The 25,589-nt window shown below is 60.1% G+C and carries 21 protein-coding genes and 1 pseudogene; 13 read left to right on the forward strand and 9 right to left on the reverse strand.

Going from position 1 to position 25,589, the window contains the following annotated elements:
- Positions 1 to 9: 9 nt before the first annotated feature.
- On the forward strand, positions 10 to 438 hold the full coding sequence (locus tag BF12_RS0114100) for an organic hydroperoxide resistance protein (protein WP_024952829.1): 429 nt from the start codon (positions 10 to 12) through the stop codon (positions 436 to 438).
- A 99-nt stretch (positions 439 to 537) separates the two neighbouring features.
- Here BF12_RS0114100 and BF12_RS0114105 read toward each other — a convergent pair whose 3' ends face one another.
- On the reverse strand, positions 538 to 2,118 hold the full coding sequence (locus tag BF12_RS0114105) for a BCCT family transporter (RefSeq protein WP_024952830.1): 1,581 nt from the start codon (positions 2,116 to 2,118) through the stop codon (positions 538 to 540).
- 285 nt (positions 2,119 to 2,403) lie between these two features.
- The gene (locus BF12_RS0114110; protein ID WP_024952831.1) at positions 2,404 to 3,981 is read right to left on the reverse strand and encodes a BCCT family transporter; all 1,578 of its coding nucleotides are present in this window, start codon (positions 3,979 to 3,981) and stop codon (positions 2,404 to 2,406) included.
- 274 nt (positions 3,982 to 4,255) lie between these two features.
- On the opposite strand from BF12_RS0114110, the gene BF12_RS0114115 reads away from it, so the two are divergent.
- A complete protein-coding gene (locus BF12_RS0114115) occupies positions 4,256 to 5,293 on the forward strand; it encodes a GlxA family transcriptional regulator (protein WP_024952832.1) in 1,038 nt (345 codons plus the stop codon).
- A gap of 101 nt (positions 5,294 to 5,394) precedes the next feature.
- On the opposite strand, the gene BF12_RS0114120 is transcribed toward BF12_RS0114115, so the two are convergent.
- Complete coding sequence (locus BF12_RS0114120) at positions 5,395 to 6,582, reverse strand: MFS transporter (protein WP_024952833.1); 1,188 nt, start codon at positions 6,580 to 6,582, stop codon at positions 5,395 to 5,397.
- 381 nt (positions 6,583 to 6,963) lie between these two features.
- Here BF12_RS0114120 and gmk point away from each other — a divergent pair.
- The 4 genes and pseudogenes from gmk to BF12_RS0114140 all read left to right on the forward strand — a co-directional run bounded on the left by gmk (position 6,964) and on the right by BF12_RS0114140 (position 11,077).
- Positions 6,964 to 7,619, forward strand: a pseudogene (gene gmk, locus BF12_RS20315) (guanylate kinase).
- Positions 7,620 to 7,929: 310 nt separating this feature from the next.
- The gene (gene rpoZ / locus BF12_RS0114130; protein ID WP_024952834.1) at positions 7,930 to 8,181 is read left to right on the forward strand and encodes a DNA-directed RNA polymerase subunit omega; all 252 of its coding nucleotides are present in this window, start codon (positions 7,930 to 7,932) and stop codon (positions 8,179 to 8,181) included.
- A gap of 108 nt (positions 8,182 to 8,289) precedes the next feature.
- Positions 8,290 to 10,455: a RelA/SpoT family protein gene (locus BF12_RS0114135; protein WP_024952835.1), complete on the forward strand. Its 2,166-nt coding sequence runs from the start codon at positions 8,290 to 8,292 to the stop codon at positions 10,453 to 10,455.
- 232 nt (positions 10,456 to 10,687) lie between these two features.
- Positions 10,688 to 11,077 (forward strand): RidA family protein, encoded by a 390-nt coding sequence (locus tag BF12_RS0114140; RefSeq protein ID WP_024952836.1) that lies wholly within the window; start codon positions 10,688 to 10,690, stop codon positions 11,075 to 11,077.
- Positions 11,078 to 11,282: 205 nt separating this feature from the next.
- Here the strand turns inward: BF12_RS0114140 and BF12_RS0114145 are convergent, their stop codons facing one another.
- Positions 11,283 to 12,170: an NAD-dependent epimerase/dehydratase family protein gene (locus BF12_RS0114145; RefSeq protein WP_024952837.1), complete on the reverse strand. Its 888-nt coding sequence runs from the start codon at positions 12,168 to 12,170 to the stop codon at positions 11,283 to 11,285.
- Between the two features lie 71 nt (positions 12,171 to 12,241).
- Between BF12_RS0114145 and BF12_RS0114150 the strand changes: the two genes are divergently transcribed.
- Together BF12_RS0114150 and recG are read left to right on the forward strand one after the other, a co-directional pair.
- Entirely contained in the window at positions 12,242 to 13,213 is a 972-nt protein-coding gene (locus tag BF12_RS0114150) for a hydrogen peroxide-inducible genes activator (protein ID WP_024952838.1), read from the forward strand.
- A 13-nt stretch (positions 13,214 to 13,226) separates the two neighbouring features.
- Entirely contained in the window at positions 13,227 to 15,368 is a 2,142-nt protein-coding gene (gene recG / locus BF12_RS0114155) for an ATP-dependent DNA helicase RecG (RefSeq protein WP_024952839.1), read from the forward strand.
- 100 nt (positions 15,369 to 15,468) lie between these two features.
- Here recG and yccS read toward each other — a convergent pair whose 3' ends face one another.
- A complete protein-coding gene (gene yccS, locus BF12_RS0114160; protein ID WP_024952840.1) occupies positions 15,469 to 17,721 on the reverse strand; it encodes a YccS family putative transporter in 2,253 nt (750 codons plus the stop codon).
- Positions 17,722 to 17,917: 196 nt separating this feature from the next.
- On the opposite strand from yccS, the gene BF12_RS0114165 reads away from it, so the two are divergent.
- Positions 17,918 to 18,322 (forward strand): DUF2780 domain-containing protein, encoded by a 405-nt coding sequence (locus tag BF12_RS0114165; protein ID WP_024952841.1) that lies wholly within the window; start codon positions 17,918 to 17,920, stop codon positions 18,320 to 18,322.
- An 88-nt stretch (positions 18,323 to 18,410) separates the two neighbouring features.
- Here the strand turns inward: BF12_RS0114165 and BF12_RS0114170 are convergent, their stop codons facing one another.
- From BF12_RS0114170 to BF12_RS0114180, 3 genes are all read right to left on the reverse strand, one after another.
- Positions 18,411 to 18,767, reverse strand: a complete 357-nt coding sequence (locus BF12_RS0114170) for a hypothetical protein (protein ID WP_024952842.1) — start codon at positions 18,765 to 18,767, stop codon at positions 18,411 to 18,413.
- Positions 18,768 to 18,905: 138 nt separating this feature from the next.
- Positions 18,906 to 19,181 (reverse strand): HU family DNA-binding protein, encoded by a 276-nt coding sequence (locus tag BF12_RS0114175; RefSeq protein ID WP_024952843.1) that lies wholly within the window; start codon positions 19,179 to 19,181, stop codon positions 18,906 to 18,908.
- 249 nt (positions 19,182 to 19,430) lie between these two features.
- Positions 19,431 to 20,615, reverse strand: coding sequence for an NAD(P)/FAD-dependent oxidoreductase (locus BF12_RS0114180; protein ID WP_024952844.1), 1,185 nt, complete (start codon positions 20,613 to 20,615; stop codon positions 19,431 to 19,433).
- 142 nt (positions 20,616 to 20,757) lie between these two features.
- On the opposite strand from BF12_RS0114180, the gene BF12_RS0114185 reads away from it, so the two are divergent.
- From BF12_RS0114185 to phoR, 4 genes are all read left to right on the forward strand, one after another.
- A complete protein-coding gene (locus BF12_RS0114185) occupies positions 20,758 to 21,486 on the forward strand; it encodes a chorismate--pyruvate lyase family protein (protein WP_248623726.1) in 729 nt (242 codons plus the stop codon).
- A 53-nt stretch (positions 21,487 to 21,539) separates the two neighbouring features.
- A complete protein-coding gene (gene ubiA, locus BF12_RS0114190; RefSeq protein WP_024952846.1) occupies positions 21,540 to 22,430 on the forward strand; it encodes a 4-hydroxybenzoate octaprenyltransferase in 891 nt (296 codons plus the stop codon).
- 161 nt (positions 22,431 to 22,591) lie between these two features.
- Positions 22,592 to 23,281, forward strand: coding sequence for a phosphate regulon transcriptional regulator PhoB (gene phoB, locus BF12_RS0114195; protein WP_024952847.1), 690 nt, complete (start codon positions 22,592 to 22,594; stop codon positions 23,279 to 23,281).
- 7 nt (positions 23,282 to 23,288) lie between these two features.
- Positions 23,289 to 24,587 (forward strand): phosphate regulon sensor histidine kinase PhoR, encoded by a 1,299-nt coding sequence (gene phoR, locus BF12_RS0114200; protein WP_024952848.1) that lies wholly within the window; start codon positions 23,289 to 23,291, stop codon positions 24,585 to 24,587.
- Between the two features lie 137 nt (positions 24,588 to 24,724).
- Here the strand turns inward: phoR and cysZ are convergent, their stop codons facing one another.
- Positions 24,725 to 25,450, reverse strand: coding sequence for a sulfate transporter CysZ (cysZ, locus tag BF12_RS0114205; protein ID WP_024952849.1), 726 nt, complete (start codon positions 25,448 to 25,450; stop codon positions 24,725 to 24,727).
- Positions 25,451 to 25,589 lie beyond the last annotated feature (139 nt).

The raw sequence follows: 25,589 nt of genomic DNA on the forward strand, positions 1-25,589 counted from the left end.
GAGTCAGGCATGTCCATCGAACAAGTGCTGTATCGTGCAGAAGCCACTACGACAGGTGGTCGTGAAGGTAAGTCCCGTTCTTCTGACGGCGCGCTCGACATTACGCTGAGCACCCCGAAAGAACTGGGCGGCGGTGGCGGTGAAGGCACCAATCCGGAGCAGCTGTTTGCGGCGGGTTACTCTGCCTGCTTCATCGGTGCCATGAAGCACGTTGCCAGCACCGATGATGTGACGCTGCCGGAAGGTCTGGAAGTGACGGGCAAGGTGGGTATTGGCCAGATTCCGGCTGGTTTCGGTATCGAAGTCGAGCTAGACATCAGCCTGCCGGGCATGGACAAGGCCGAGGCGGATGCGCTGGTCGAGAAGGCGCACCAGGTGTGCCCTTACTCCAACGCGACGCGTGGCAACATCGATGTGACGCTGAACGTCAGCGTCTGATGACTGACGACTGATCGCCAGACACAAAAACGCCGCCCCTCGGGGCGGCGTTTTTGATGGTGCGAGACGCGCATTATTGCTTGCGAGCGTGTGAGCCGATCAGACGCCCTGCTCGCGCGCCATGCGGCGGGCAATCAGCGGAGCGTTCCACAGGCTGGGCAGCAGAATCAGTGACACCGGCACGGCGGTGACGACGATGAAGGATTGCAGCGCATTGATGCCGCCATCGCCCATCGAGATCAGCAGCGCCGCGACCACGCCCATCATCAGGCTCCAGAACACGCGCACGCCGCGCGGCGGATTGTCGTGGCCGCTCATCACCATCGAGACCGCGTAGGTCATCGAGTCACCGGTGGTGGCGACGAACAGCGTGGTCAGCACCAGGAACAGCACCGAGATGGTGAAGCCGAACGGCAGTTGCTGGGTGATGGCGATCAGCGCTGCCGGCAGGTTGAAGCCGGTGAACGGGCCGGAGACGCTGCCCGGGTTGCTCAATTCAAACGCCAACCCGCTGCCGCCGATGATGGTGAACCACAGGCAGGTGATCAGCGGTGAAACGACCGCGATCAACAGCACCATCTGACGCAGAGTACGGCCACGCGAGATACGCGCCACGAACATCGCCATCAGCGGGCCATAGCCGATGAACCAGCCCCAGAAGAACAACGTCCAGCTATTCAGCCAGCCGCCGTCTTCACGGAAGGCCGCCATCGAGACGAAGTTACCGACATAGCGCGTCAGACCCTGCGGGAAGGCGTCGAGCAGAAAGCCTGTCGGCCCCATGACGAGGATGAACAGCAACAACGCACCACCGAGCAGGACATTGGCGCTGCTCAACAGCTGAATACCGCGCGTCACACCGCTCACGGCGGATAGAGTGTAGATGACGGTCAGCACTGCCAGCAGCGCCAGCTGGGTCGCGTAGGTATCAGGGATGCCAAACAGCGCATTGAGACCATAGCTGACCTGCAAGCCGAGGAAGCCGATCGGCCCTACGGTACCGGCGACGACTGCCAGTACACAGCAGGCATCGACCAGTGAGCCGATGGGGCCCCGCATGACACGGTCACCGAATAGCGGATAGAGCAGCGTGCGCGGCTTGAGCGGCAGACCCTTTTCGTAGTGCAGATACATGAAAATGATGCCGGTCAGGCTGCCGAGCATTGCCCAAGCCAGAAAGCCCCAGTGCATGAAGCTCTGTGCGAGTGCGTTGTACGCGGCATCTACATTGCCCGTCGGTGCATCAGCACCGAACACAGGCGGCGGCGAAGTGAAGTGAGCTATCGGCTCAGCAGCTGCCCAGAACACACCACCACCGGCCAGCAGCGTGCACAGAATGATGGCCATCCAGCGCAGGGTGGAAATGTCGGGGGCTGCCAATCCCCCCAAACGCACACGGCCAGTACGGCCAAAGGTCAGCGCGATGGCGATGACGAACGTCGCCAGCATCAGCGCTTGCCAGTAGGCACCGAAGTAGTGAGTTGAGAAGGAGAAAGCGCTCTGAATAAGCGCGGAGACACCCTTGAGATCAACGAGTGCAGCGATGGCAAACAATGCCAATACACCGCCACTGATGATGAAGACTGGCCAGTCGAGCCCGCCACGCAGGGGGCCAGAATCGGCATCAGATTCTTCGGGTGTTGCAGGACCGGACGATGCTGTCCGGGAGGTATCCGTCATTAGTCAGCCTCTAGGCATGATCTGAGTGACGGCGCAGTCTATCAGCCTTGAAGTCATGGAATATGATACAGCCGATTGTTTTTACACGCGTGTAACGCGGCGTATCAGCAATCCCACGCGTGTTTTACATTCACCCTCGTGACGTAACACTTTGATAGCGCTTACCGCGCTATCCATGACGTGATGTCGACTTGCTCATGAGAATGTATGCCCCACAACGAAAACGCCGCCCATCAAGGGCGGCGTTACTCTCACAGAAGCTAACGTCTAGCGTCACATCCGCCTCTAGAGCCCCTGCTCACGTGCCATCTGGCGCGCAATGCGCGGTGCATTCCACAAGCTTGGCAGCAGCACCAATGATACTGGTACGGCAGTGACGACGATGAAGGATTGCAGTGCATTGATGCCGCCATTCCCCATCGAAATCAGTAGTGCGGCCACGATACCCATGATCAAGCTCCAGAATACGCGTACGCCGCGCGGCGGGTTGTCGTGACCGCTCATCACCATCGAGATGGCATAGGTCATCGAGTCACCTGTCGTGGCGACGAACAGCGCCGACAGAATCAGGAACAGTACCGACATGATGAAGCCGAACGGTAGCTGCTGAGTGATGGCGATCAATGCTGCCGACAGATTGAAGCCAGTAAACGGGCCAGAGACACTGCCAGGTGTCTCCAGCTCGAAGGCCAATCCGCTGCCGCCGAGAATGGTGAACCACACACAGGTCGCGAGCGGCGACAGAATGGTGATCAGCAATACCATCTGACGCAGCGTGCGGCCACGCGAGATACGCGCCACCAGCATCGCCATCAGCGGCCCGAAGCCGATGAACCAGCCCCAGAAGAACAGTGTCCAGCTATCCAACCAGCCACTGTCAGCACGAAAGACGGCCATCGGCACGATGTGCTTCAGGTAATCCACCATGCCCAGCGGGAAGGCTTTGAGCAGGAATTCCGTCGGGCCCATGATCACGATGAACAGCAGCATCGCGCCACCGATCAACACGTTGGCGCTACTCAGGAATTGAATGCCGCGCGTCACGCCACTCACTGCTGACAAGGTATAGACGACGGTCAGGATGGCCAACAACACCAGCTGGGTCGCGTAGGTATCCGGAATGCCAAACAACGCATTGAGCCCGTAACTGAGCTGGATGCCGAGAAAACCGACCGGTCCCACGGTACCCGCGATAACCGCCAGTACGCAGCAGACATCAACCAGCGTGCCGATGGGGCCATGCATGACGCGTTCACCGAACAGCGGATAGAGCAGCGTACGAGGCTTGAGCGGCAAACCTTTCTCGTAATGCAGATGCATGAAGACCACACCGGTCAAACTGCCAAGCACAGCCCAGCCAAGAAAGCCCCAATGCATGAAGCTCTGCGCCAGTGCATTGTAGGCGGCATCGATATTGCCGACTGGGGCATCAGGCCCGAACACGGGCGGCGGCGACGTAAAGTGGGCAATGGGCTCAGCGGCCGCCCAGAACACACCACCGCCGGCCAGCAGGGTGCACAGAATAGTGGCCATCCAACGCGGCGTGGAAATGTCCGGCTTGTCCAGCCCTCCCAGCACCACCCGACCCGTCCGGCCAAACGTCATGCCGACGGCGACGAGGAAGGTCACGATCATCAGCGCCTGCCAATAAGCACCGAAGTAAGTCGTCGAGAAATCAAATGCGTGCTCGATCAGTGCCGAAACACCCTCGAGATTGATCAGTGCGGCAATGACGAACACTGCCATGGCGCCACCACTGATGATGAAAACAGGCCAATCAAGCCCGCCGTGCTGAGGAGTGGCACTCGCATCCGGTACTGCTTGTGTCACGGTTCCGGACGGAGAAGTCCGGGAGGTATCCATCATGTTCAGCCTCGGCCATCGTACAAAAGGCCGCGCAGTCTACCAGCCATGACAGTCATGACTTCAACGTAAGCTTATGTTTTTACGCCTAGATAACCGGATGTTTCAGCAAGTCCACGTACGTTTTACATTCAGCCTCACGACGTAACACTTGAGTGGCAAATGGCGCGGCCAACGAATCAATGCAAACATTCGCCTCTTGCCATCCACAAGGTGCTACGGTGAAGCCGTGTTGCTCACCACTTCTTGCCACTGCTCACGTTAGCCACCCACCATGACCGACTCACGCCGCCGCGACTTCACTCCTTCAATGAAACTCCGTAATCAGCGTCTGCTGCAGGATGTGGACTGCCCGCGAGCAGGCCCCTTGAATGTGGCTTTTATCCTGCTGGAGCATTTCTCGATGCCAGCCTTCACCACGGCACTGGATGCTCTGGTCACGGCGAATCTGCTGCGTGAGATGCCCTTCTATCGTATGCAGACATATGGAGTGACGGGCGGCAGCGTACGTAGCGACCTGGGTATCGACATCATGGTGGGAGGCGAGCTGGCCGAACTGCTTCATGCGCAGGTTGATCTGGTCGTGGTCTGCGGCGGCTATCGCGTACGGCTGGAAACGCTGCCCACTCTCAATGAGGCACTGCGTCGAGCGGCTCAACACGACTGTCGCTTAGGCAGTCTATGGAACGGTAGCTATTTCCTCGCCGAGGCCGGTGTGATGGAAGGCCACACCTGCACCATTCATCCGGAGAATGTGGCGTTATTCAGCGAGACATTTCCGCAACTGGAGCTGTCCTGCGCGCCATTGGTCGTTGAAGGCGCACGCTTCACCAGCGCCAGTGCAGGCAGTGCGCTGGACATGATGCTGGAAGCCATGCGCCAGCGGCTGGGAGATGATCTGGCACGCAGTGTCGAGGAGATTCTGGCCTGCGATCGGCCCGCTCAGCCCTGTGCCTGGCACGTCGAGCAGCAGTTGCCAGTCCCTGACAGCCATTTGCCAGAAGCGCTACGTACCATTCTCACGCTGATGAGCAGCAATCTCGAAGAGCCGTTGAGCATGAGTGAGATGTCACGCTATGTGACACTGTCACGCCGTCAGATCGAGCGCCTCTTCACCCGGCATCTCGACACCACACCCTCGCGTCATTATCTCGAGCTGCGCCTGACACGGGCCCGCCAGCTACTGACACAAGGCAATGCCAGCATTACCGAGGTGACGCTCGCGTGTGGCTTTGTCAGCACGACACACTTCAGTCATTGCTTCCGCGATTACTTCGGCATGTCACCGTCACGGGCGCGCCAGCGCAGCTGACGACCACACGCGCCCAACGCAAAACGCCGCCCCAAGGGGCGGCGTTCTTTCTTCTTGCCCAGCATCCTTATTGCTCGGCATTCAATCCGTGCAGGCAACTCTCAGGCTGAGGCAGTCATCAGCTGACGGCGCTCATGGCGCTGGCCCATCAGGAAGACTCCCAGACCCGCCAAGGCCATCACGACACCGACCAGACCGATGGTGGAATGACTCGGCCCATAAGCGAAGGCCAGACCACCACACCAGGCACCCAGTGCGTTGGCGATGTTGAAGGCGGCATGATTGAGCGTCGCGGCCATCGTCTGAGCGTCTTCTGCGACATCCATCAATCGCATCTGTAGTGCTGGCGCAAGGCCAACACCCGTGCCGACCAGCCCAACAAACAGCAGACCACTCCAGACACCATCGGCGGCGAAGTAGAAGCCCCCTTGAACCAATGCACTCCAGATCAACAGTGCTGGAATGGTGCGCATCAGATCGATATCCGCCGCGCGGCTACCGACCAGATTGCCCAGGATGGTACCCACACCAAACACTGCCAATACCATCGGCACCAGTGTGGGAGCTAAGTCTGCCTGCGCATTGAGCGTCGGCACGGCATAGCTGTAGACACTGAACATGCCACCAAAACCGATGCAGGCAATCCCGAGGGTATAGAGCACACGCGGCTTGATCAGCGCGGCCAGCTCGGTCAACGGTGTGGCATGCCGATTGCCCGGCTGATACGGCACGAAGCTACGTACCAGCGCAGCCGTGATCAGCGCCAATATGCCCACCACAATGAAGGCGGCGTGCCAGCCAAACAGACTGCCGATCCAGGTCGCGACCGGTGCCCCAGCCAGAATAGCCACCGTCAGGCCCATCATCACGCGGCCAACGGCTCGCCCTCGCTCACCGACAGGGGCAGCATCTGCTGCGACCAATGCTGCCACACCGAGATAAACCCCATGCGGCAACCCTGCAATGAAGCGTAGCGCCGCAAAGCTCGCAAGCGAAGGTGCCAACAGACTCGCCACATTACTGATGGCAAATAGCAGCATCAGGCCAATCAACAGGCCGCGGCGCGGCAGGCGAGCTCCCAGCGCCGAAATCAGCGGAGCACCGACTACTACACCCATCGCATAGGCGCTGATGGCGTAGCCCACCTGCTGCGAGCTGACACTGAAGGCATCCGCGATATTGGGCATCAGGCCCATGATCACGAATTCCGTGGTCCCGATGGCAAAGGCGCCAAGCGCCAGCGCCAATTCGGCCATGCGCGGGTGTCGCGCAACGTGAGAAGCAGGCATGTCGGGGTCTCCTGAAAACCGAGGGTAGGGAAGCGAGGCGACGTTCGCCAACAACAAGCCAAAAGGCCGCGCGCACCCGTCCAGAGCCGAATGGCTAAGGAGGATGGCGCGCGTCACGGATAACCGATGGCATGCTCGGGAGTGAAATCTCTTGGGATTCCTGCTCTCGGGTCGCTGCGTATTCACTAAAGTATACGACCATTGTTGCAGATAACGTGGCATCGACACAGCCACCATGCAACGACAACTCTGGTGCCCACGGTGCAACACCCTCTCTTGCCGCGGGTTCTACCACGGACTCACACCGCTGTCGTGTGCAGCAGAAGCGGTACAGATTATGCGATAATGCGCCGATTCAGCGACAGCAAGCGGATCTCTTCCATGTCTTCGACATCATCAGCACTCTCCTCTGTGGCCAGCACCGCGCGTGGCACGCTCTACATCATTTCCGCGCCCTCCGGTGCCGGCAAGACCACGCTGGTCAAGGCATTGCTGGAGCGCATGGACGGCATCGGCGTATCCGTCTCGCACACTACTCGCGCTCAGCGTCCGGGTGAGCAGAACACCGTCAACTACCACTTCGTAGACGTCGATCACTTCAAGACCATGATCGAACAAGGCGACTTCTTCGAGCACGCCCAGTCTTCGACAACTTCTATGGCACCTCTCGCTCCGCCGTGGAGGCACGTCTATCCGCAGGCGAAGACGTGATTCTGGAAATCGATTGGCAAGGTGCTCAGCAGGTACGCAACCAAGTGCCGGAAGCGGTTTCCATCTTCATCCTCCCGCCGTCACGTGAAGCGCTGCTTGAACGTCTATCCGGTCGTGGCACTGATGGCGCCGACATCATTGATCGCCGTATGCGCGATGCTGTCAGTGAGATGTCACATTATGATGAGTACGGTCTGATCATCATCAACGACGACTTCGACGTAGCTCTCGATGAACTCTGCGGGTTGGTTACTGCTGAGCGTGCCCGCCTCACGCGCGTTCAACGCGAGCAGACAGCACTGCTCGCGTCGCTACTGGCGGAATGAAAGCCCCGTGCATGGACTATCGCTGTAGGCGCATTGTGCACGCAACGTGAGCGGTGGCGCCGCATAAAGCGCCGTACTTGTCACGCCACAAGGCCGTCGAGTAGACTCGATTCCCTTTCAGAACAACTGGCCGCTGCGCTGTCTCGCCCCTGGCGGGCTGGCGCAGCGGCATTGTGATTGCGTCGTGTGCAAGATACTGTCAGGTACATGGGTGAGTCGTCGCTTACGCGCTCTCCCTGATTGGCTGGCATCCAGCTGCGCACGACGCCTGCATCTTTCGAATTCTCCCGCTATTTACAGGTACTCCGCCATGGCTCGCGTTACTGTTGAAGATTGCCTCGAACACGTCGATAACCGCTTTCAGCTGGTAATGGTCTCTACCCGTCGTGCCCGTCAGCTGGCCCGTGGCAGCCGCAATGCCCAGCTTCCGTGGGAAAACGACAAGCCGACCGTCCTGGCCCTGCGTGAAGTGGCCGCTGGTCTGGTAAGCCGCGACATCCTGAACGAGCCGGTTGAAGCGCCGATTCAGCGCAAGCCGGTACTGCCGCAGATCGAGGACTGAGCCCAGGCTCATTCCGCTGCCTGCATGTGTGCTGATCCGCACCTCTCACGTGGCCATACGCCAGACCTGAGGTGCGGGCCCGGAATTCCCCCGAACCAAGGGCGCTGAATGTTCACGATCGATGACCTGGCAGACCGCCTGGGCGGTTATCTTCCCGAGGAAGAGATCCGTCAGGTTAGGCGCGCCTTCTATTACGCCGAGCAGGCCCATGATGGCCAGCGCAGGCGTTCCGGCGAACCTTATGTGACCCACCCGCTGGCGGTGGCGAACATTCTCGCCAATATGCACATGGACCATCAGAGCCTGATGGCGGCCATGCTGCACGATGTCATCGAAGACACCAGTGTCACCTTCGAGGCACTGGCGACCCAATTTGGCGAGCCAGTGGCTGCGCTTGTCGATGGTGTTTCGAAGCTGACGCAGATCACCTTTGAAGACAAGGCTGTCGCACAGGCCGAGAATTTCCAGAAGATGGTGTTGGCAATGTCTCAGGACATTCGCGTCATCATCGTCAAACTGGCAGACCGCCTGCATAACATGCGTACGCTCGGGGCCTTGCGTCCGGAGAAGAAACGTCGCATCGCACGCGAGACCCTCGAGATCTACGCACGGGTCGCCAATCGCCTCGGTATCAATACCATTCGGGTCGAGCTGGAAGACCTCTCCTTCCAGGCGCTGTATCCGATGCGTTCCGAACGTATCAAGCGGGCCGTCACCGCCGCACGCGGCAATCGTCGTACGCTGATGCGCGAGATTCAGGCCAGCCTGCAAAATGCGCTGGAACGGGACCAGCTACCCGGCTCAGTCATTGGCCGTCAGAAGCATCTGCTCTCCATCTATCGCAAGATGCGCGATCAACAGAAACCCTTCAATGAACTGATGGATGTGTTCGGCTTCCGCATCATCACCGATGACGTGGACAGCTGTTATCGCATTCTCGGCGTGGTGCACAACCTCTACAAGCCGGTGCCGGGGCGCTTCAAGGATTACATCGCGATCCCCAAGGCCAATGGCTATCAGAGCCTGCATACCACGTTGTTCGGCATGAACGGCATGCCCATTGAGGTGCAGATTCGCACCCGTGAGATGGAAGCGATGGCCAACAATGGCATCGCGGCGCACTGGCTGTACAAGGCTGGCCAGACGGATCGTCCCATCGGGGCCGGCAGCCATGCCCGTGCGCGAGAATGGGTGCGTGGACTGCTGGAGATGCAACGCCATGCGGGCAACTCGCTGGAGTTCATCGAGCACGTCAAGAACGACCTCTTCCCCGACGACACCTATGTGTTCACCCCCAAGGGCGACATCATGGAGCTGCCGCGTGGCGCGACTGCCGTCGACTTTGCCTATGCCGTGCACACCGATGTCGGTAACAGCTGCATCGCCTGTCGCATCGACCGTCATCTGGCACCGCTGTCGTCACCGCTGGAAAGCGGCCAGACCGTAGAGGTGATCACGGCACCGGGCGCCAAGCCCAATCTGGCGTGGCTCAACTTCGTCACCACCGCCAAGGCACGCTCGGCCGTTCGCCATTACCTCAAGCATCAGCAGCGCAGTGAATCCGTGGCACTGGGCCAACGCCTGCTGATCAAGGCACTGGCCGGACTGGAGCTGAACTTTGAACAGCTGCCAACACAACGTCTTGACGCACTGGCAACAGAGCTGGAGCTAACGGGCGGACGCGACGACCTGCTGGAGGCCATCGGTCTTGGCACGCGTGCTGCCTACAGCGTCGCCCAGCAGCTACTGAGTGACGGCGCGCCGCAGAACGTCAATCGTCAGGAATTCTCGGCCAAGGATGGCAACGTCCATCCGGAGATCGATGGTACAGGCCCGATGCGAGTCAGCGGCGGCGATAGCATGGTGACCAGCTATGCACGCTGCTGCCACCCACTGCCCGGTGAGCCCATCATGGGTCATCTATCGGCTGGCAAGGGACTGGTGGTTCATCGTCAAGAATGCAGCAACCTGGCCGAGCTGGCCGGCGACCCTGAGCGGGTCTTCCCGCTGGCGTGGGCCGAGCAGGTCGAAGGCGACTTCACCGTGGCACTGCGCATTGAAGCCCAGACGCAGCGTGGCCTGATTGCCGAGCTGGCCGAGATGGTCACCGATGCCGAAGCCAATATCGAACGTATCGGTATCGAAGAGCGTGACGCACACCTCGCCATCGTCAATCTGACTCTGGCCGTGCGCGATCGTATTCACTTGGCACGCATCATCAAACGCATGCGTAACCTGTTGCACGTGGAGCGAATCACCCGCGTCATCAGCTGATCGAATGACTGGCCGCGCCGTCCGCCATGTGCGGGCGGCGCGGCTTTTGTTTTCAAGGCATGGCGCTTGTTGTGCAGAGACAAACATGACGCCATGCCAAAGCTGCCATAGAGCAGCGTCTGGACATCTCGGGCTCACACCCGATATCGCCGAGGATGGCGATACCTTACAAACACAATCGCAACTCACTGCCGGTCGCCCTGCGCTTCCGGACAGTCACAAGGAGCATGTCATGAGCAATCGCGCGATCATCAATACCGACAAGGCCCCGGCCGCGATCGGACCCTATTCCCAGGCCATCAAGGCCGGCAACACCGTCTACCTGTCCGGCCAGATTCCGCTGGACCCGAAGACGATGGAAGTCGTTGAAGGCGGTATCGAGGCACAGGCACATCAGGTGTTCACCAACTTGCGCGCTGTATGCGAAGAAGCGGCTGGCACGCTGGGCGATATCGTCAAGCTCAACCTCTATCTGACCGATCTCGACGACTTCGCACGCGTCAATGCGGTGATGGAAGAGTACTTCAGCGCCCCGTTCCCGGCGCGCGCCGCCGTGGGCGTCAAGGCACTGCCCAAGGGCGTGGCCTTCGAGGCAGAAGGCGTGATGGTCATCGGTGACTGATCCTCTGACGCTCGCCATCAACCACTGATGACGAGAACTTCAGAGACGATGCAGCAGAAATGATGCAGTAGAAGCAGAAATGCCCGCCCCGGAGTCCCGAGGCGGGCATTGTCTATTAATGGCCCATCCACTTATCCACACCCGGTGCGTGCCATGAGCGCGGCAACCGCATGTGGATAAGTCATGTGTCGGCGTCTAGAGTTGCTCAGGCGCCGGACAGCTCACTGTCGGCCACATTCACGCCATGTTCCTTGAGCACTTCGGCATAGCCCTCACGGTAGGTCGGGTAACGGAAGGTGTAGCCACTGGCAAGCAGTTGGGCATTGCCACAGCGCTTGCTGGAACGCCGCCGCAGCGGCGACTGGATGACCTGAGTCGACTCGACCTTGAGCTGACGCGCCAGCCACGCCATCACTTCATGCAACGGCGCGCTATCGCAGTCGGTGCCTAGATAGATAGGCTGTACCGGCTTGCCTGCCAGGCTCAGCGCAATCAGATGCGCCAGTACACCGGCGCAGTCGTCGCGGTGGATTCGGTTGGAGTACAGTGGGGGGTTGCTGGCGGCAATACGCCCATCACGCGCTTGGCGAATCAGCATGTCGCGGCCCGGTCCGTAGATGCCGGAGAAGCGCACCACGGTGCCGTTGAGCGAGGAGTCGAGCAGTACCTGCTCACCCTCACGCATCAACTGACCAGAGAAACTGGTAGCGTCGGTAATGGATTGCTCATCGACCTCTTCACCCTCTTTCTGGGCATAGACGGACGTTGAGGACACGAACAGCACACGTGTCGGCGGATTGGCGCGTGACTCGAGCTCCGTGACCAGAGCACGAATACCGTCGACATAGGCGGCACGATAAGCATCTTCGTCGAAACGGTCGGCACTCAACACATGTACCACCGTGTCGGCATCTGGCAAGCTGGCCAGTGCGCCTTCGGCAGTGATGTCGAGCGCCAGCGATTCAATGCCGAGATCAGCGAGTGATGACACATCGCGTCTGACACCGATGACATGCTGACCGGCCTTGAGCAGCTCACGTGCGAGCGCGCTGCCAACATCGCCACAACCGAGGATGAGACTCGTCTTCTTCACCTTTGCCATGCTCCTTGGTAAAACGAATCGGTACCCACCGCATCCCAGGATGCCAGTTCCGGGCAGGAATAATGACTCTAACAGAACTCCGCTACGTCGTAACCTTGGCTCAGGAGCGTCATTTCGGACGCGCCGCAGAGCGCTGCTTTGTCTCGCAACCCACCCTGTCGGTGGCCGTCAAGAAGCTGGAAGAGGAGCTGGGAGTCGCGCTGTTCGAGCGTTCCAAGTCCACCGTACAGGTCACGCCGCTCGGCGAGAAGATCGTTCAGCAAGCCCAGCGCGTGCTGGAACAGTCCAGCGTGATCAAGGAATTGGCCAACTCCGGTAAAGATCAGCTCTCCAGCCCATTACGCATCGGCGCCATCTATACCATTGGACCTTACCTGTTCCCGCACCTGGTACCGGAACTGACGCGCCGCGCGCCGAAAATGCCGCTCTACATCGAAGAAGGCATGACCGGTGATCTGCGGCGCAAGCTCAGAAACGGTGAGCTGGACGTGATCATCATCGCGTTGCCGTTCACCGAAACCGACGTACTGACCAAGACGCTGTATGAAGAACCCTTCGAGGTGCTGCTGCCGTCAGGTCATCCGCTGCTGGAACAGGAGTCCATCGCCAAGGAGCAGCTGATCAGCGAACGCCTGCTGATGCTCGGCGAGGGCCACTGCTTCCGCGACCAGATTCTGGAAGCCTGCCCCGCCATCGGCCACCAGATCAACAATCCCGAGAACACCCTGATCGCCGAAGGCGGCTCACTCGAGACCATTCGTCACATGGTAGCCTCCGGACTTGGTATTACCGTATTGCCCTACTCCGCGACCGGTACCGGCCACTATGAGGCCGGCGTGCTCGAAACACGTCCCTTCAAGGACCCCGCGCCCAGCCGCAGCGTAGCGCTCGCCTGGCGTGCCAGCTTCCCGCGCCCCAAGGCCATCGACGTGATCAGCCAATCAATCGCCGAGTGCCAGAATCGCGCGCGTCACAGTAACGAGAATGGCCTGCACGGGCAGACATCTCCCGCTCCGAGCAACGACACCGTATGAGCATCGAAACCATATGAGTAAGGCAGGCACGGATGCCACGCATACCGGGCCTGCCAGCGCCGGCGTATTCGCCAAAGGGGCGCTGGCACAGCCACTGGATAGCCTCACAGGCGTGGGCCCAGCACTGAGCGAGAAGCTGTCGCGACTGGCATTGGAGCGCGTTGCGGACTTGCTGTTCCATCTACCGTTGCGCTATCAGGACCGCACGCGTGTCACACCCATCGGTACGCTCAAAAGCGGTATGGAAGCCGTGGTCGAGGGCGAGGTGACCGCCTGTGATGTCGTTGCAGGACGCAGGCGCAGCCTATTGGTGCGTCTGCGCGATGGCAGCGGCATTCTCAGTCTACGCTTCTTCCATTTCTCGCCCGCTCAACAGCAGCAATTTCAGCGTGGCTTCACACTGCGCTGTTTCGGTGAAGCGCGCGCGGGGGCGACGGGGCTTGAAATCTACCATCCGGAGTACCGTCTGATCGGACAGGGTGCGGCACCGGTGGAAGACCATCTCACTCCCATCTACCCCACCACAGAGGGCCTCAATCAGGTACGCTTGCGGGCACTGATCGCACAGGCACTCAAGCAGCTGGAAGAGGCGCCGCAAGACCTGCCGGACCTGATTCCCGAAGTGCTACGCACTCGTTTCCGTCTACCGGGCGTAATCGAGTGCCTACGCTTTCTGCATGAACCGCCACCGGATGCGCCCATCGATCAGATGAGCGACGGCGTGCATCCCAGTCAGCGACGCCTGGCACAGGAAGAGTTGCTTGCGCATCAGCTGAGCCTGCGTCAGGTGCGAGCACGCATTCAGAAGGATGGCGCGCCGCCGTTGACTGCCACGGGCGGCCTGAGTGCACGCTTTCTCGCCCAGCTACCCTTCTCACTGACCGGCGCCCAGCGGCGTGTGCTCGATGAGGTGCGGCGTGATCTGGCGCGCGAGATCCCGATGCTGCGGCTGGTACAGGGTGATGTCGGTTCAGGCAAGACAGTCGTCGCCGCGATGGCAGCGCTGATCGCGATTGGCGGTGGCTGTCAGGCTGCACTGATGGCACCCACCGAGATTCTGGCCGAGCAGCACTATCGCAACTTCCGCGAGTGGCTTGAACCACTGGGCATCGAGGTGGCGTGGCTGGCGGGCAAGCTCAAGGGCAAAGCGCGTCTGGATGCCAAGGCTGCGATTGCCGATGGCCGTGCACGTATGGTGGTCGGCACGCATGCACTGTTTCAGGCCGATGTGACTTTCCAGCGGTTGGGATTGGCGATTGTCGATGAGCAGCACCGTTTCGGTGTGCATCAGCGTCTCGCCTTGCGCGAGAAGGGGGAAGCCGGTGGCCTGACACCGCATCAGCTGATCATGACCGCGACGCCGATTCCGCGCACGCTGGCGATGAGCGCCTATGCAGACCTCGATCTATCGGTGATCGACGAGCTGCCGCCGGGGCGCACTCCGGTGCAGACCGTCGCGGTGGCCGACCCAAGGCGCCCACAGGTGATCGAGCGCATCCGCGCTGCCTGTGCCGAAGGTCGTCAGGCGTATTGGGTATGCACATTGATCGAGGAATCAGAGGTGATGACCTGTCAGGCTGCCGAGGTCACGCGTGACGAGCTGACGACGGCACTCTCTGAACTGTCCATCGGGCTGATCCATGGCCGCATGAAAGCCGCCGAGAAAGCCGAGGTGATGGCGCAATTCAAGGATGGCGTACTCGATTTGCTCGTCGCCACCACGGTGATCGAGGTCGGGGTCGATGTCCCCAATGCCAGTCTGATGGTGATCGACAATCCTGAACGGCTCGGCCTGTCGCAGCTTCACCAGCTACGCGGACGGGTCGGGCGCGGCAGCACCGAAAGTTTCTGCGTGCTGCTCTACCATCCACCGCTGTCGCAGAACTCGAAGCAGCGGTTGGCCGTGATGCGTGAGACAACGGACGGCTTCAAGATTGCCGAGAAAGACCTCGAGCTGCGCGGGCCTGGCGAGGTACTCGGCACCCGCCAGACCGGCCTTGCCAACATGAAGATCGCTGACCTCGAACGTGACAGTGATCTGATCGCTATCACGACCACGCTGGCAGATGCATTGCTGAATGAGGCACCTCAGGCCGCTGAGCCACTGATTCGCCGCTGGCTGGGCGAAGCGGCGGGTCAATACGGTGCGGTTTAAGTACGCCGCAGCTTAAGTGCATATCTAAACGAAAAGAGGACTGTGGCCTTCGCCATCAGTCCTCTTTTTCGCTCAGCCACCGGCGTGCCCAACACTGGTGTCAGCTGGCGCGACTGGACTTGATCAATGCTTCGGCAGCTGCCTCCAACGGCTTGAGCTGACGCAGGATGAAGGCCAGCTGTGCCGCGGCCTGACGTCCGCTGGCAGCTTCAATCTGCTCGGCCTCGCTATCCAGAGCATCCGCCTCACCTTCACTATCCAACGTCAGCACCACATCTTCTCCCGCCTCCAGCTGCTCGCCCAGCGCCGTCAACTGCTGGCTGAGAAGATCGCCATGATGCAATAGCGTCTTGATCCCGCTACTGGCGGCCGCCGTCGCTTCCAACTCACCACGATGTGCCGCCAGTGCGGACAGATACCCCAGCAGCGTGTGTGCTTGCAGCAGGAACCCGAAGCCCGGCTCTACATCGCGCCGGAAGTGGCCTGGCTCCTTGCGGGCAGTTGCCAGCAGATTGGAAAAGGTAGCATCGGCGTTATGAGCATTGCGCCGCGCCAGGCGATAGGCCAGGTCATCGCGCTTGCCATGACGGTATTGCGACAATACCTCGCCCAGATAACGGCCGCTGGTCTTGAGGCTGATACCAGCCTGTCGATAGAGCTTGCGCCCTTGCCAATCCGGCAGAATCAGCACGACCGAAAGCCCCGCCAGCAGCCCTCCCACCAGCGTATCAAACAGTCGCGGCCAGATGAGATCGAAGCCATCCCCTACCTGATTGAAGCAGGCGAGTACCATCAAGGTGATGGCAGCCGTCGCCAGTGTGTAGCGTGTGCCACGGGTCGCAAAGAACAGCACCCCCGCAACGACCGCAATACCGGCCTGCATGGTGGGGGAGGGAAACAGACTGATCAACGCCCAGCCTGCCACCAGCCCGACCAAGGTACCGAGTATCCGTTGTGCCAACGTGCGGCGGGTATCCCCGTAGCTAGGACGGCACACGAATAGTCCGGTCAGCAGAATCCAGTAACCCTGTGTCGGGTGCACGGCCAACAGTACGCCATAACCGGCAACCAGCGTGGCCGTCAGTCGCAATGCATGACGGAAGATGGGGGAGCGCGTATTCAGATGGTTGCGAATGCGCTCGACAATGTCCTTGGCACCACTCGGAGAGCGATCAAACAGGCTGTTATCGCTCTCATGTGTCACAGCTTCAAGATCACTCAATCGCGCGATCTGCCCTTCAATCAGACGAAGATTGCTGGTCAGTCCTTCCAGTGCCTGCATCAAGTGCTGCCATTCCGGTCGCTGCTGTTGCTTGAGATAGTTCAAAGAGGCATTGAGGTCTTCCAATGCCTGCTGGCTGTCGCTGGCATCAAACGGCTGGCGCATCAGCAGTGCCTTCCCCAGCCCCTTGCAGGCACGGCCCTGCTGCTCCAATAGCCGCTGACAGCGGAACAGGATGTCGTGATGGAAGAAGGCATCCGTCAGCTGACCGTAGGGGTAGTGGCTGGAACTGGCACGCTCATGCAGATCTTGAGCAATGAAATAGAGCCGCAGATAGCGGTCCAGCTTGGTGGTATCACGCCGACCGGCCAGTCGCCGGAATACCATTTCCTTGGTCTGATTGAGCGCCACGACCACGCGGCCGTTCTGCTCGGCGAGTGCCAGACGACGCGCGGATTGATCGACATTGCGCAGCGGCTCGAATAATTGCGCCTTGAGAATCAGGTAGCGGCCCAGCTCACGATAAAGCATCGCCATGCTGTGCTTGAGTGGTTGACGTGAAAACAGCGCGCACCACAGCACCGACAACAGGCCGTACCAGGTCGCACCGATCACCAGCAGCAGCGGCTGTACCAGATTGATGCCAAGGCCCGGCTCGCGCAGCCATGACGGCAAGCTCTGCTCCAACAAGGCGATACTGCCATCGCCGTGCTGCTGCTCCAGGCTGATCATGGTGTAGACAGCCAGAATCAGCGATGCCCGCGCAATGGCGCCATAACGGGCATCCACCGCGCCCAGCATGATCATCGAGAAGGTCGCCAGCGCCAGTCCGATCACAAAGGGTACCGGCATGCCGAACAGGAGCTCTACCGACACTGAGGCAATGCTGAAACACGCCAGCGTCATGCCTAGTGCTCGTAATCTGCCGCGCCAGTGATCATCGGTTTCAGCCAGTCCCGAGGCAATCACGCCGAGAAATAGCGGAATCACCAGCGCCATCTCATCGAACCAGAAACCGACCCCCATCACACCGCCCAACGCGATCAGCATGCGCAGAGAGTAACTGAAGGCATCCAGCGTCCATAAGCGACGCAACGAATGCAGAAGGGAGTGCCAAAGGGAATGAGTCATGAAGTGTTCCGTGACAAGAGCGCCGAGCCGCGCATTAGACTTTAGATTTATATCGCTAGCATATCATCCTGTCGAGCCGCGTCCGAGCACTGCTCGATCTCCACTGCGTTGGTAGCCCCGTGAGCGGCACACGCCATCAATCGTGGCACCCTGACATGGCACCAACGACCTTCACTGACTGTCATGGAGACTCTCAATGCATCCCCTTATCGAACGCGTCACTGGCTCTCTTGGTCTATCACCGGACATTGCCGAACAGGCGATCGGCACGATTCTCAAATTTATCCGTGAACAAGGTCCCGATGGCCCGGCAGCATCACTGCTGAATGCAATCCCGGGCGCTGAAGGCCTGATAGGCAGTGCAGGAGAGGATGATTCCGATGGCGGTGGCCTGCTGAGCGGCTTGATGGGGGCCGCCAGTGCCTTCACGGGCGGTGGTGGCGCCATGGCGCTGGGCCAGAAGCTGATGGGGCTGGATTTGAGCATGGACCAAGCGCGTGGTGTCGCCGATGAAACTCTCACCTATGCACGCGAAGAAGCCGGCGATGGTGTGGTTGATCAGGTACTCGACGGCATTCCAGGGCTCAAGCAGCTATTGTGAGCCAGCCGCTCTGCACATGACAAAAAACGCCCCGCTGGTTTGATCAGCGGGGCGTTTTATTTGGCTTTCACATCGCGCAGGTCACTCGCTAGCGAATGCGTTTGAGCAGTGACTGCAAACGATTGAGCTGAGCAGAGTCACCGACCAATCGCACACGCTGATCAATCAGCCCTTGCAAGAAAGCGCGGGGCGATGGCTTGAGCAGGAAGGCAATCGCACTGTCGCTATCAGCGAAGCGTAGCTCTAGATCCGTATCCACAGGCAGGCCGGGGGCTGACGTGATACCGGCCTCTGACATGCGATAGTGGCGGGCAATACTCAGATTCTCCGTCGCGACGCCCCAGTCCAACGAGCGCGCTTCCAGTTGCGCCCGGAACTCGGGGTCACGCTTGAAAGCCCGCTTGAGCAGCAGGCCCAGTACCCAGAGCAGTATCTTGAGCTTCATGGCGTCATTCCTTGAACAACAGGGGAGTCAACGACTGGCGGTCGCCGAGCAATACATGAAAATGCCATCGGACCCGCAAGGCGGAGCCGATGGCATCGTCAATGACTCTCAGCAAGGGCGCGTCGCCGCGTGCCAGCGTTACTTGGTCACCGCATCCTTCAGCGACTTGCCTGGCTTGAAGGCCACCGTCTTGCTGGCGGGGATCGTCAACGGCTTGCCTGTCTGGGGATTCTTGCCTGTACGTGCCGCGCGTTGGCGCACGGTAAATGAACCGAAACCGATCAGTGATACATCATTGCCCTTGGCGACGGTGTGAGTGATTTCGTCGAGAATCACGTTCAGCACCTGACTAGCCTTGTCCTTGGACAGGTCCGCACGCTCGGCGATGGCCGCAGCGAGTTCTGGCTTGCGCATGAAAAGCCCTCCTGGTTTGGCATTATGCACGGGCGGCTAAGCCGCCGATTTCATTGTTGTTCTTGCTCTTGCTAGCGATAACGCATGGCTCTGACACGATTCGTCACCCGTGAACTTTTCCGCTGGATGACGGCCTACGACAGTAACGCGTCATACGATGTCCGCTCGGCACTCTCTCTGGCGGAATCTTCACTATCGTGCCTGACCGCGCTGACAGCAAGGGGCTTGCGACCATCGGCCATGACGCCCCTAGCCTAACAATGGCGGCGCTTGCCGCGCTAGCTCGACTTTCCGGCGTACGGCGGCGCCTGTCAATGCATATCCGATCAAGCGTTCGTTTTTATCCAGTGCGCGCGCTTCCAGATCATCGCCTTCGCCACTGATTTCCCAGCGTGCCACCGCCGTGCGCGGTGGGTAAGCTACCACTGGCAGAGCAGGTGTCTTGACCAGCACCGGCCAGGCTTTCCAGTCGAGCACGCTTCTCTCGCCACACAGATTCGCAGCCAAGGTACGCGCAGCCATCTGCAGCGGCTGAACGTACATGGCATTGACGCCCTCGACACTCGCACAGTCACCCAATGCCCAGACATGAGGCTGCGAGGTCGCCAGATGACGATCAACGCGGATGCCGTCACCGCCTGCGCTCAGGCCGGCTTCCTGCGCCAGGCGAATGCGCGGCGCGAGCCCAGTGGCCAATAGTACCAGCGAGCCCGATAACTGCTGACCGCTCTGCAAGTGAACCGCGATCGGCGCAGTAACGTCTGCATGCGTCGTGATCGACTCGACCATCTCACCCTGCAGACGCTTGAGACCAATGCCGTCCAACGCCTTGCCCAGCCGCTGCCCGAGCGCCTGAGGCAACAGACCATCCAGCGGTGTCTCTTCCGGCGCCACCAGCGTGACGGAGTGCCCAGCAGCGCTCAGATCATTGGCATATTCACAACCCACCAGGCCAGCGCCGACAATCACTACATGTCCCGCTTCGCCTTGCTCACAAGCCGTCGTCAGTGCGGCGCTGAAGGCGGCATAGTCATCCAGGTCATTGATGCTCATCACGCGCGATGCGGCAGCAGCCTCAACCGGAAAGGGCCGGTGCGGTGCGGCACCGACCGCCAGCACCAATTCATCGTAATGCAGACATTCTTCCCCGAGCCACAGCTGCCGGCTCGCTGTATCGATGACTGTCACGCGCTGATGAGTGCGTAGCTCTGCATTCAGCTCATCCACCAGCGCGACCGGTGCCTGTCGCGATAGTGCTTCAGCCGTCATCCCCTTGGCAAAAGCCGTCGACAATAGCGGTTTGGAGTAGTCATGGCCGCTGTCCTGACTGATCAGTATCAGCCGGCTGTCCTCGTCACGGGCACGCAAAGCACGGGCCAGACCGATACCGGCCATGCCAGTACCAATGATGACAAGGGTGCGGGGGTCGCGCATGGTGCCGTCTCCTGAAGTCGATCTGAAGGCTAGGGAGTCACAGCATACCAGCCTGCCACTATCCTCGGCATGCCACATGCTGAGCCGAGTTGATCTGCCTGACTGCTGCCGATGTACCGCCAAGATGATGAGGACGGCGCGCTTGTCCGAGCATGCTAGACTCGCCTCTTGTCACCCTGACAGGGAATTCATCGTGGTCTGTCACTCTCCTTCGCTTACCGTTTCCATGCCACCACTCCCATCGGCAGCGCACGACGGTTCGCGCTTCAATCGCCTCGCGGCAGCCAGCGGTCAATCCGCAACAGAGCTGCCGATAGCGAGCAATGTCTCTACACCACGTCGCCATTGGCAACCGGCAGCAGGCTTGCACGGCGTGATGCCTACGGGATGGTGGCCATGGCTGTCCTCGCGCGATTCGCTGACCCAGCGCCTTGATAGCGCCATGCGGGCAAGCGATGGTGTCGGCCTGCGTGTGCGACTATTGCTGCAAGACACCGGCCCAGCCCGCTGTGACGAAGCCCGCCTGTTGGGAGTCAGCGGCCGGCGACATGTCTGGCGCCGCGAGGTCGCGCTGTGTCACGGCAACACACCGTGGGTGATTGCCCGTTCGTTGGCAGCGCTGGATCTCGCGCATGGTCACCGTCTCTCGACGCTCGGTGAGCGTTCTCTGGGGCATTGGCTATTCCGCCAGCCGGACCTGGAGCGCAGCGCCATCGATGTCAGTCGTTCGCCGTTACGCCTCTCGAGCCAGCAGGCCATGGCCACTGTCGGCAGCGTGTGGATGCGCCGTTCGATGTTCTCGCATGGACGCTTCCGCGTGCTGGTACAGGAAGGCTTCACGCCGGAATTTGCAGCCGCTCTCGGCCTCTGACAAGTCTTGCTCCGCGCCCACTTTCACTCTGCATCGTCCGTCCAGGAGTCCTGATGTCCGCTTCATCCACTTCGCCCGCTGCTCGTCCATCCAGACTGGCCGACTACCTCGCCTTGACTCGCCTTGATCGTCCGATCGGTACCTGGCTGTTGATGTGGCCGACGCTCTGGGCACTGTGGCTGGCGGCTGATGGCCTGCCACAGCGCAATACCCTGCTGATCTTCATGGCAGGGGTCTATCTGATGCGAGCGGCAGGCTGCGTGATCAACGACTACGCCGACCGCCACTGGGACAAGCATGTCGAGCGTACGCGCGACCGACCGCTGACCTCAGGGCGCATCTCGGAACGCGAGGCGCTGACGCTGTTCGGTGTGCTGGTCGCGGCATCCTTCATTTTGGTGTGCTTCACCAATCTGACCACCGTGCTGCTGTCCATCGTCGCAGTACTGCTCGCGGCCAGCTATCCGTTCATGAAGCGCTTCCATCATCTGCCGCAAGTCGTGCTGGGCGCGGCCTTCGGCTGGGCGATCCCGATGGCCTTCGCTGCCACACTGGAAGACGTACCGAGCTACGGCTGGTGGCTATTCGCTGCCAACCTGATGTGGACCGTGGCCTACGACACCGCGTACGCCATGGTAGATCGTAATGATGATCTCAAAGTCGGGATCAAATCTACCGCCGTGCTGTTTGGCCGTGCCGACAAGCTGATGATCGGCCTACTGCAACTGGGCATGCTGGCGGTGCTGATTGGCATCGGCCTGCACCTGGCGCTGGGAATCTTCTACTGGCTGGGCCTGACGGCAGCAGCAGCTACCTTCGCCTGGCAACAGTGCTTGATTCATGAGCGCGAACGCGGTCCGTGCTTCCAGGCATTTCTCAATAATCATTGGTCGGGATTGTTGATCTTCGTCGGTATCGTGCTGGCCACCTGGCCGACGCTCTAACCCCCGGTACGCCTTGCTTACCACGGTTGAGAGGCCTGCTGGCAGCCAGACTTGCAAGCTGCCATGCTGGCCACTGTCATCCCACTGTCATATAAGCGGGGTGTAATCGTCATCGACTTGTCATTCTGGCGCCTGCGCCGACTGCTGCATGGGATTTAGCGATGAGCTCCAAGACCGTACTGATTGTCGACGACGAATCCTCCATACGCGAGATGATCGCCGTCGCACTGGAAATGGCAGATTACCGCGTACTGGAAGCTGATAATGCCCAGGACGCCCACGCCATCGTGGTCGATGAAAAGCCTGACCTGTTGCTGCTGGACTGGATGATGCCAGGCACCAGCGGACTTGAGTTGGCACGCCGCCTCAAGCGTGACGAGACCACCGCCGAGCTGCCCATCATCCTGTTGACCGCCAAGGGCGAGGAAGACAACAAGATTCAGGGTCTGGAAGCGGGCGCCGACGACTACATCACCAAACCCTTCTCGCCGCGCGAGCTGGTGGCTCGTCTCAAGGCCGTACTACGCCGCACGACCCCAAAGGGCATCGAAGAAGCAGTGGAAGTTGAAGGGTTGATGCTTGATCCCGCCAGCCATCGCGTCACGGCACACGGCAGCTCGCTGGAAGTCGGCCCGACTGAATATCGGCTACTGCAGTTCTTCATGACCCATCAGGAGCGTGCCTACACGCGCAGTCAGTTGTTGGATCAGGTCTGGGGCGGCAATGTCTATGTCGAGGAACGCACCGTGGATGTGCATATCCGCCGTCTGCGCAAGGCACTGGGCGAAGGGCATCAGCACCTGATTCAGACCGTGCGTGGTACCGGCTACCGCTTCAGCGCCCAGGCCTGAGGCGCGGATGCGCTACTGGACAAACGAGCTATGGCGACTCGGCTATCTGGCCGGTGGCTTCGGGCTGATTGGTGGTTTGCTCGGCTTTCTCGGCTGGGGGCTGGCGCTGGGATTGGCGCTGTATCTGTTCGTGCATCTTCGCCATCTCAAGAGTCTCTATCACTGGCTGATCACCAATCCCCACGAAGAACCCCCGCCCGGTGATGGCGTATGGGGAGATCTGCTCGATCGCCTGTATCGCTACCAGAAGGGCCAGCGCAAGGCACAGGAGCGCTTGCGCAGTATCCTCAACCGTATTCAGGAATCCTCGGAGGCGATGCGTGATGGCCTGGTGATGCTGGATAACCACGGTGACATGGAGTGGTGGAACAGCGCCGCAGAGCAGCTGATCGGCCTCAAGGTCAGTCATGATCGCGGCCAGCACGTCACCAACTATCTGCGCGACCCCGCTTTCATCGATTACTTCAATCGCCTCGACTATCGCGAACCGCTGACACTGCAGTCACCGCTGTCGGACAACCTGATTCTTCAGGTATCCATTACCTTGTTCGGCGATAATGAGCGGCTGGTGATGGCACGTGACGTGACGCGTCTCTATCGACTGGAAGAGATGCGTCGCGATTTCGTGGCCAACGTCTCGCATGAGCTACGCACACCGCTGACGGTGCTGGCGGGCTATCTGGAAACCTACAGCGACTATGCCAGCGACTTGCCACCGCGCTGGCAGCGTGGTCTTGGGCAGATGCAGAGCCAGACCGATCGCATGCAGCATCTGGTCGAAGACCTGCTGACCCTATCGCGGCTGGAGACGGATGAGCTGTCTGGCGAAGGGCATTGCCTCAACATGCCAGCATTGCTGGAGCAGATCCGCGAAGATGCAGCGGGACTCTCACAAGGGCGCCACACCTTCTCAGTGGAGGCAGATGCCACATTGTCACTATGCGGTGAGGAGCAGGAGCTGCGCAGCGCGATCTCGAACCTGGTCTTCAATGCCGTACGCTACACTCCAGAAGGCTGTCATATCACCCTGCGCTGGCATGCAACCGCAGACGACCTGGTGGTGGAAGTCGAAGACGACGGTGATGGCATCGACCCCGTGCACCTGCCGCGCCTGACCGAACGCTTCTATCGCATCGACAAGGGCCGCAGCACGGCCACGGGCGGTACCGGCCTTGGACTGGCCATCGTCAAGCATGTGCTGATCCGCCATCAGGGCCATCTGGACATCGATAGCCATCCCGGTGAAGGGGCACGCTTCCGATGCCGTTTCCCGGCATCACGCCGCTGTACGCCGGATACCAGATGAGGGGCTCGCAAACCCCTCTCCTGTCCTGCAAAAACAACAACGCCCCGTAGCCACCTCATGATGAGGCCACTACGGCGTTGTTGTTTTCATCTATCGCTGCACTTATTACTGCATGTCACCACACCTGCCAGCCGCTATCACACCGGCGCAGGCAACTGACGATAGTGGCTCTGCCACATCAACACGGCAGCAGCGACGGCACCGGGGATGAACAGCAGATTGGCCAGCGGCACCAACGTGACGACAAAGACCACCGCGCCGAAGGTCAGTGATGGCCACCAGCGCGCCTTGAGGCGCTGCTTCATGTCACCGAAGCTGACCTGATGATTGTCCATCGGATAGTCGAGGTACTGAATCGCCATGCTCCAGGCCGAGAACAAGCCCCATAGCAGCGGCGAAATCAGATTCAGGCCCGGAATGAAGCCGATGATGAACAGCGCGATCATGCGGGGAATGAAATAACCCAGCTTGGCCATTTCACGCTTCAGCGAATCAATGCCGATCTTCATCAAGCCACGGTCATCTTCGATCAGAGTGCCATCAAGACGGTGCTCGACCTTCTCGGCCAGAATGCCGTAGAAGGGCGCAGCAATCAGATTGGTCACCAGACTGAAGGTGAAAAATACGGCCAATAACAGGCTCAACACCAACACTGGCCAGATCAACCAGCTGAGCCATTCCAGCCAGCTAGGCACCTTGAGCATCCAGTAATCGATCCAGCCACCAAAGTGGCTGAACAGCAGCCACAGCGTGACGCTGTAAAGCACCAGGTTGATCGCCAGCGGCACGAACACGAAGCGACGCAGCCCTGGGGTATAGACCATGCGGGTCCCGCGGACCAGCGCCGATACGGCATCAATCATGCGACGTCCTCGTCATCTCGAATGGAAGTGGCTGCCCTGTGGCGGCCGGAGCCACACCCTAGCATTCCCGACCGCAGTGCGCAGCTGCGAGACTGCCAGAGACAAGCGCCCCGCAGGCACTCGTGAGAGCAGCTGCGGG

It is taken from the genome of Cobetia crustatorum, from assembly GCF_000591415.1.
Classification (GTDB): Bacteria; Pseudomonadota; Gammaproteobacteria; order Pseudomonadales; family Halomonadaceae; genus Cobetia; species Cobetia crustatorum.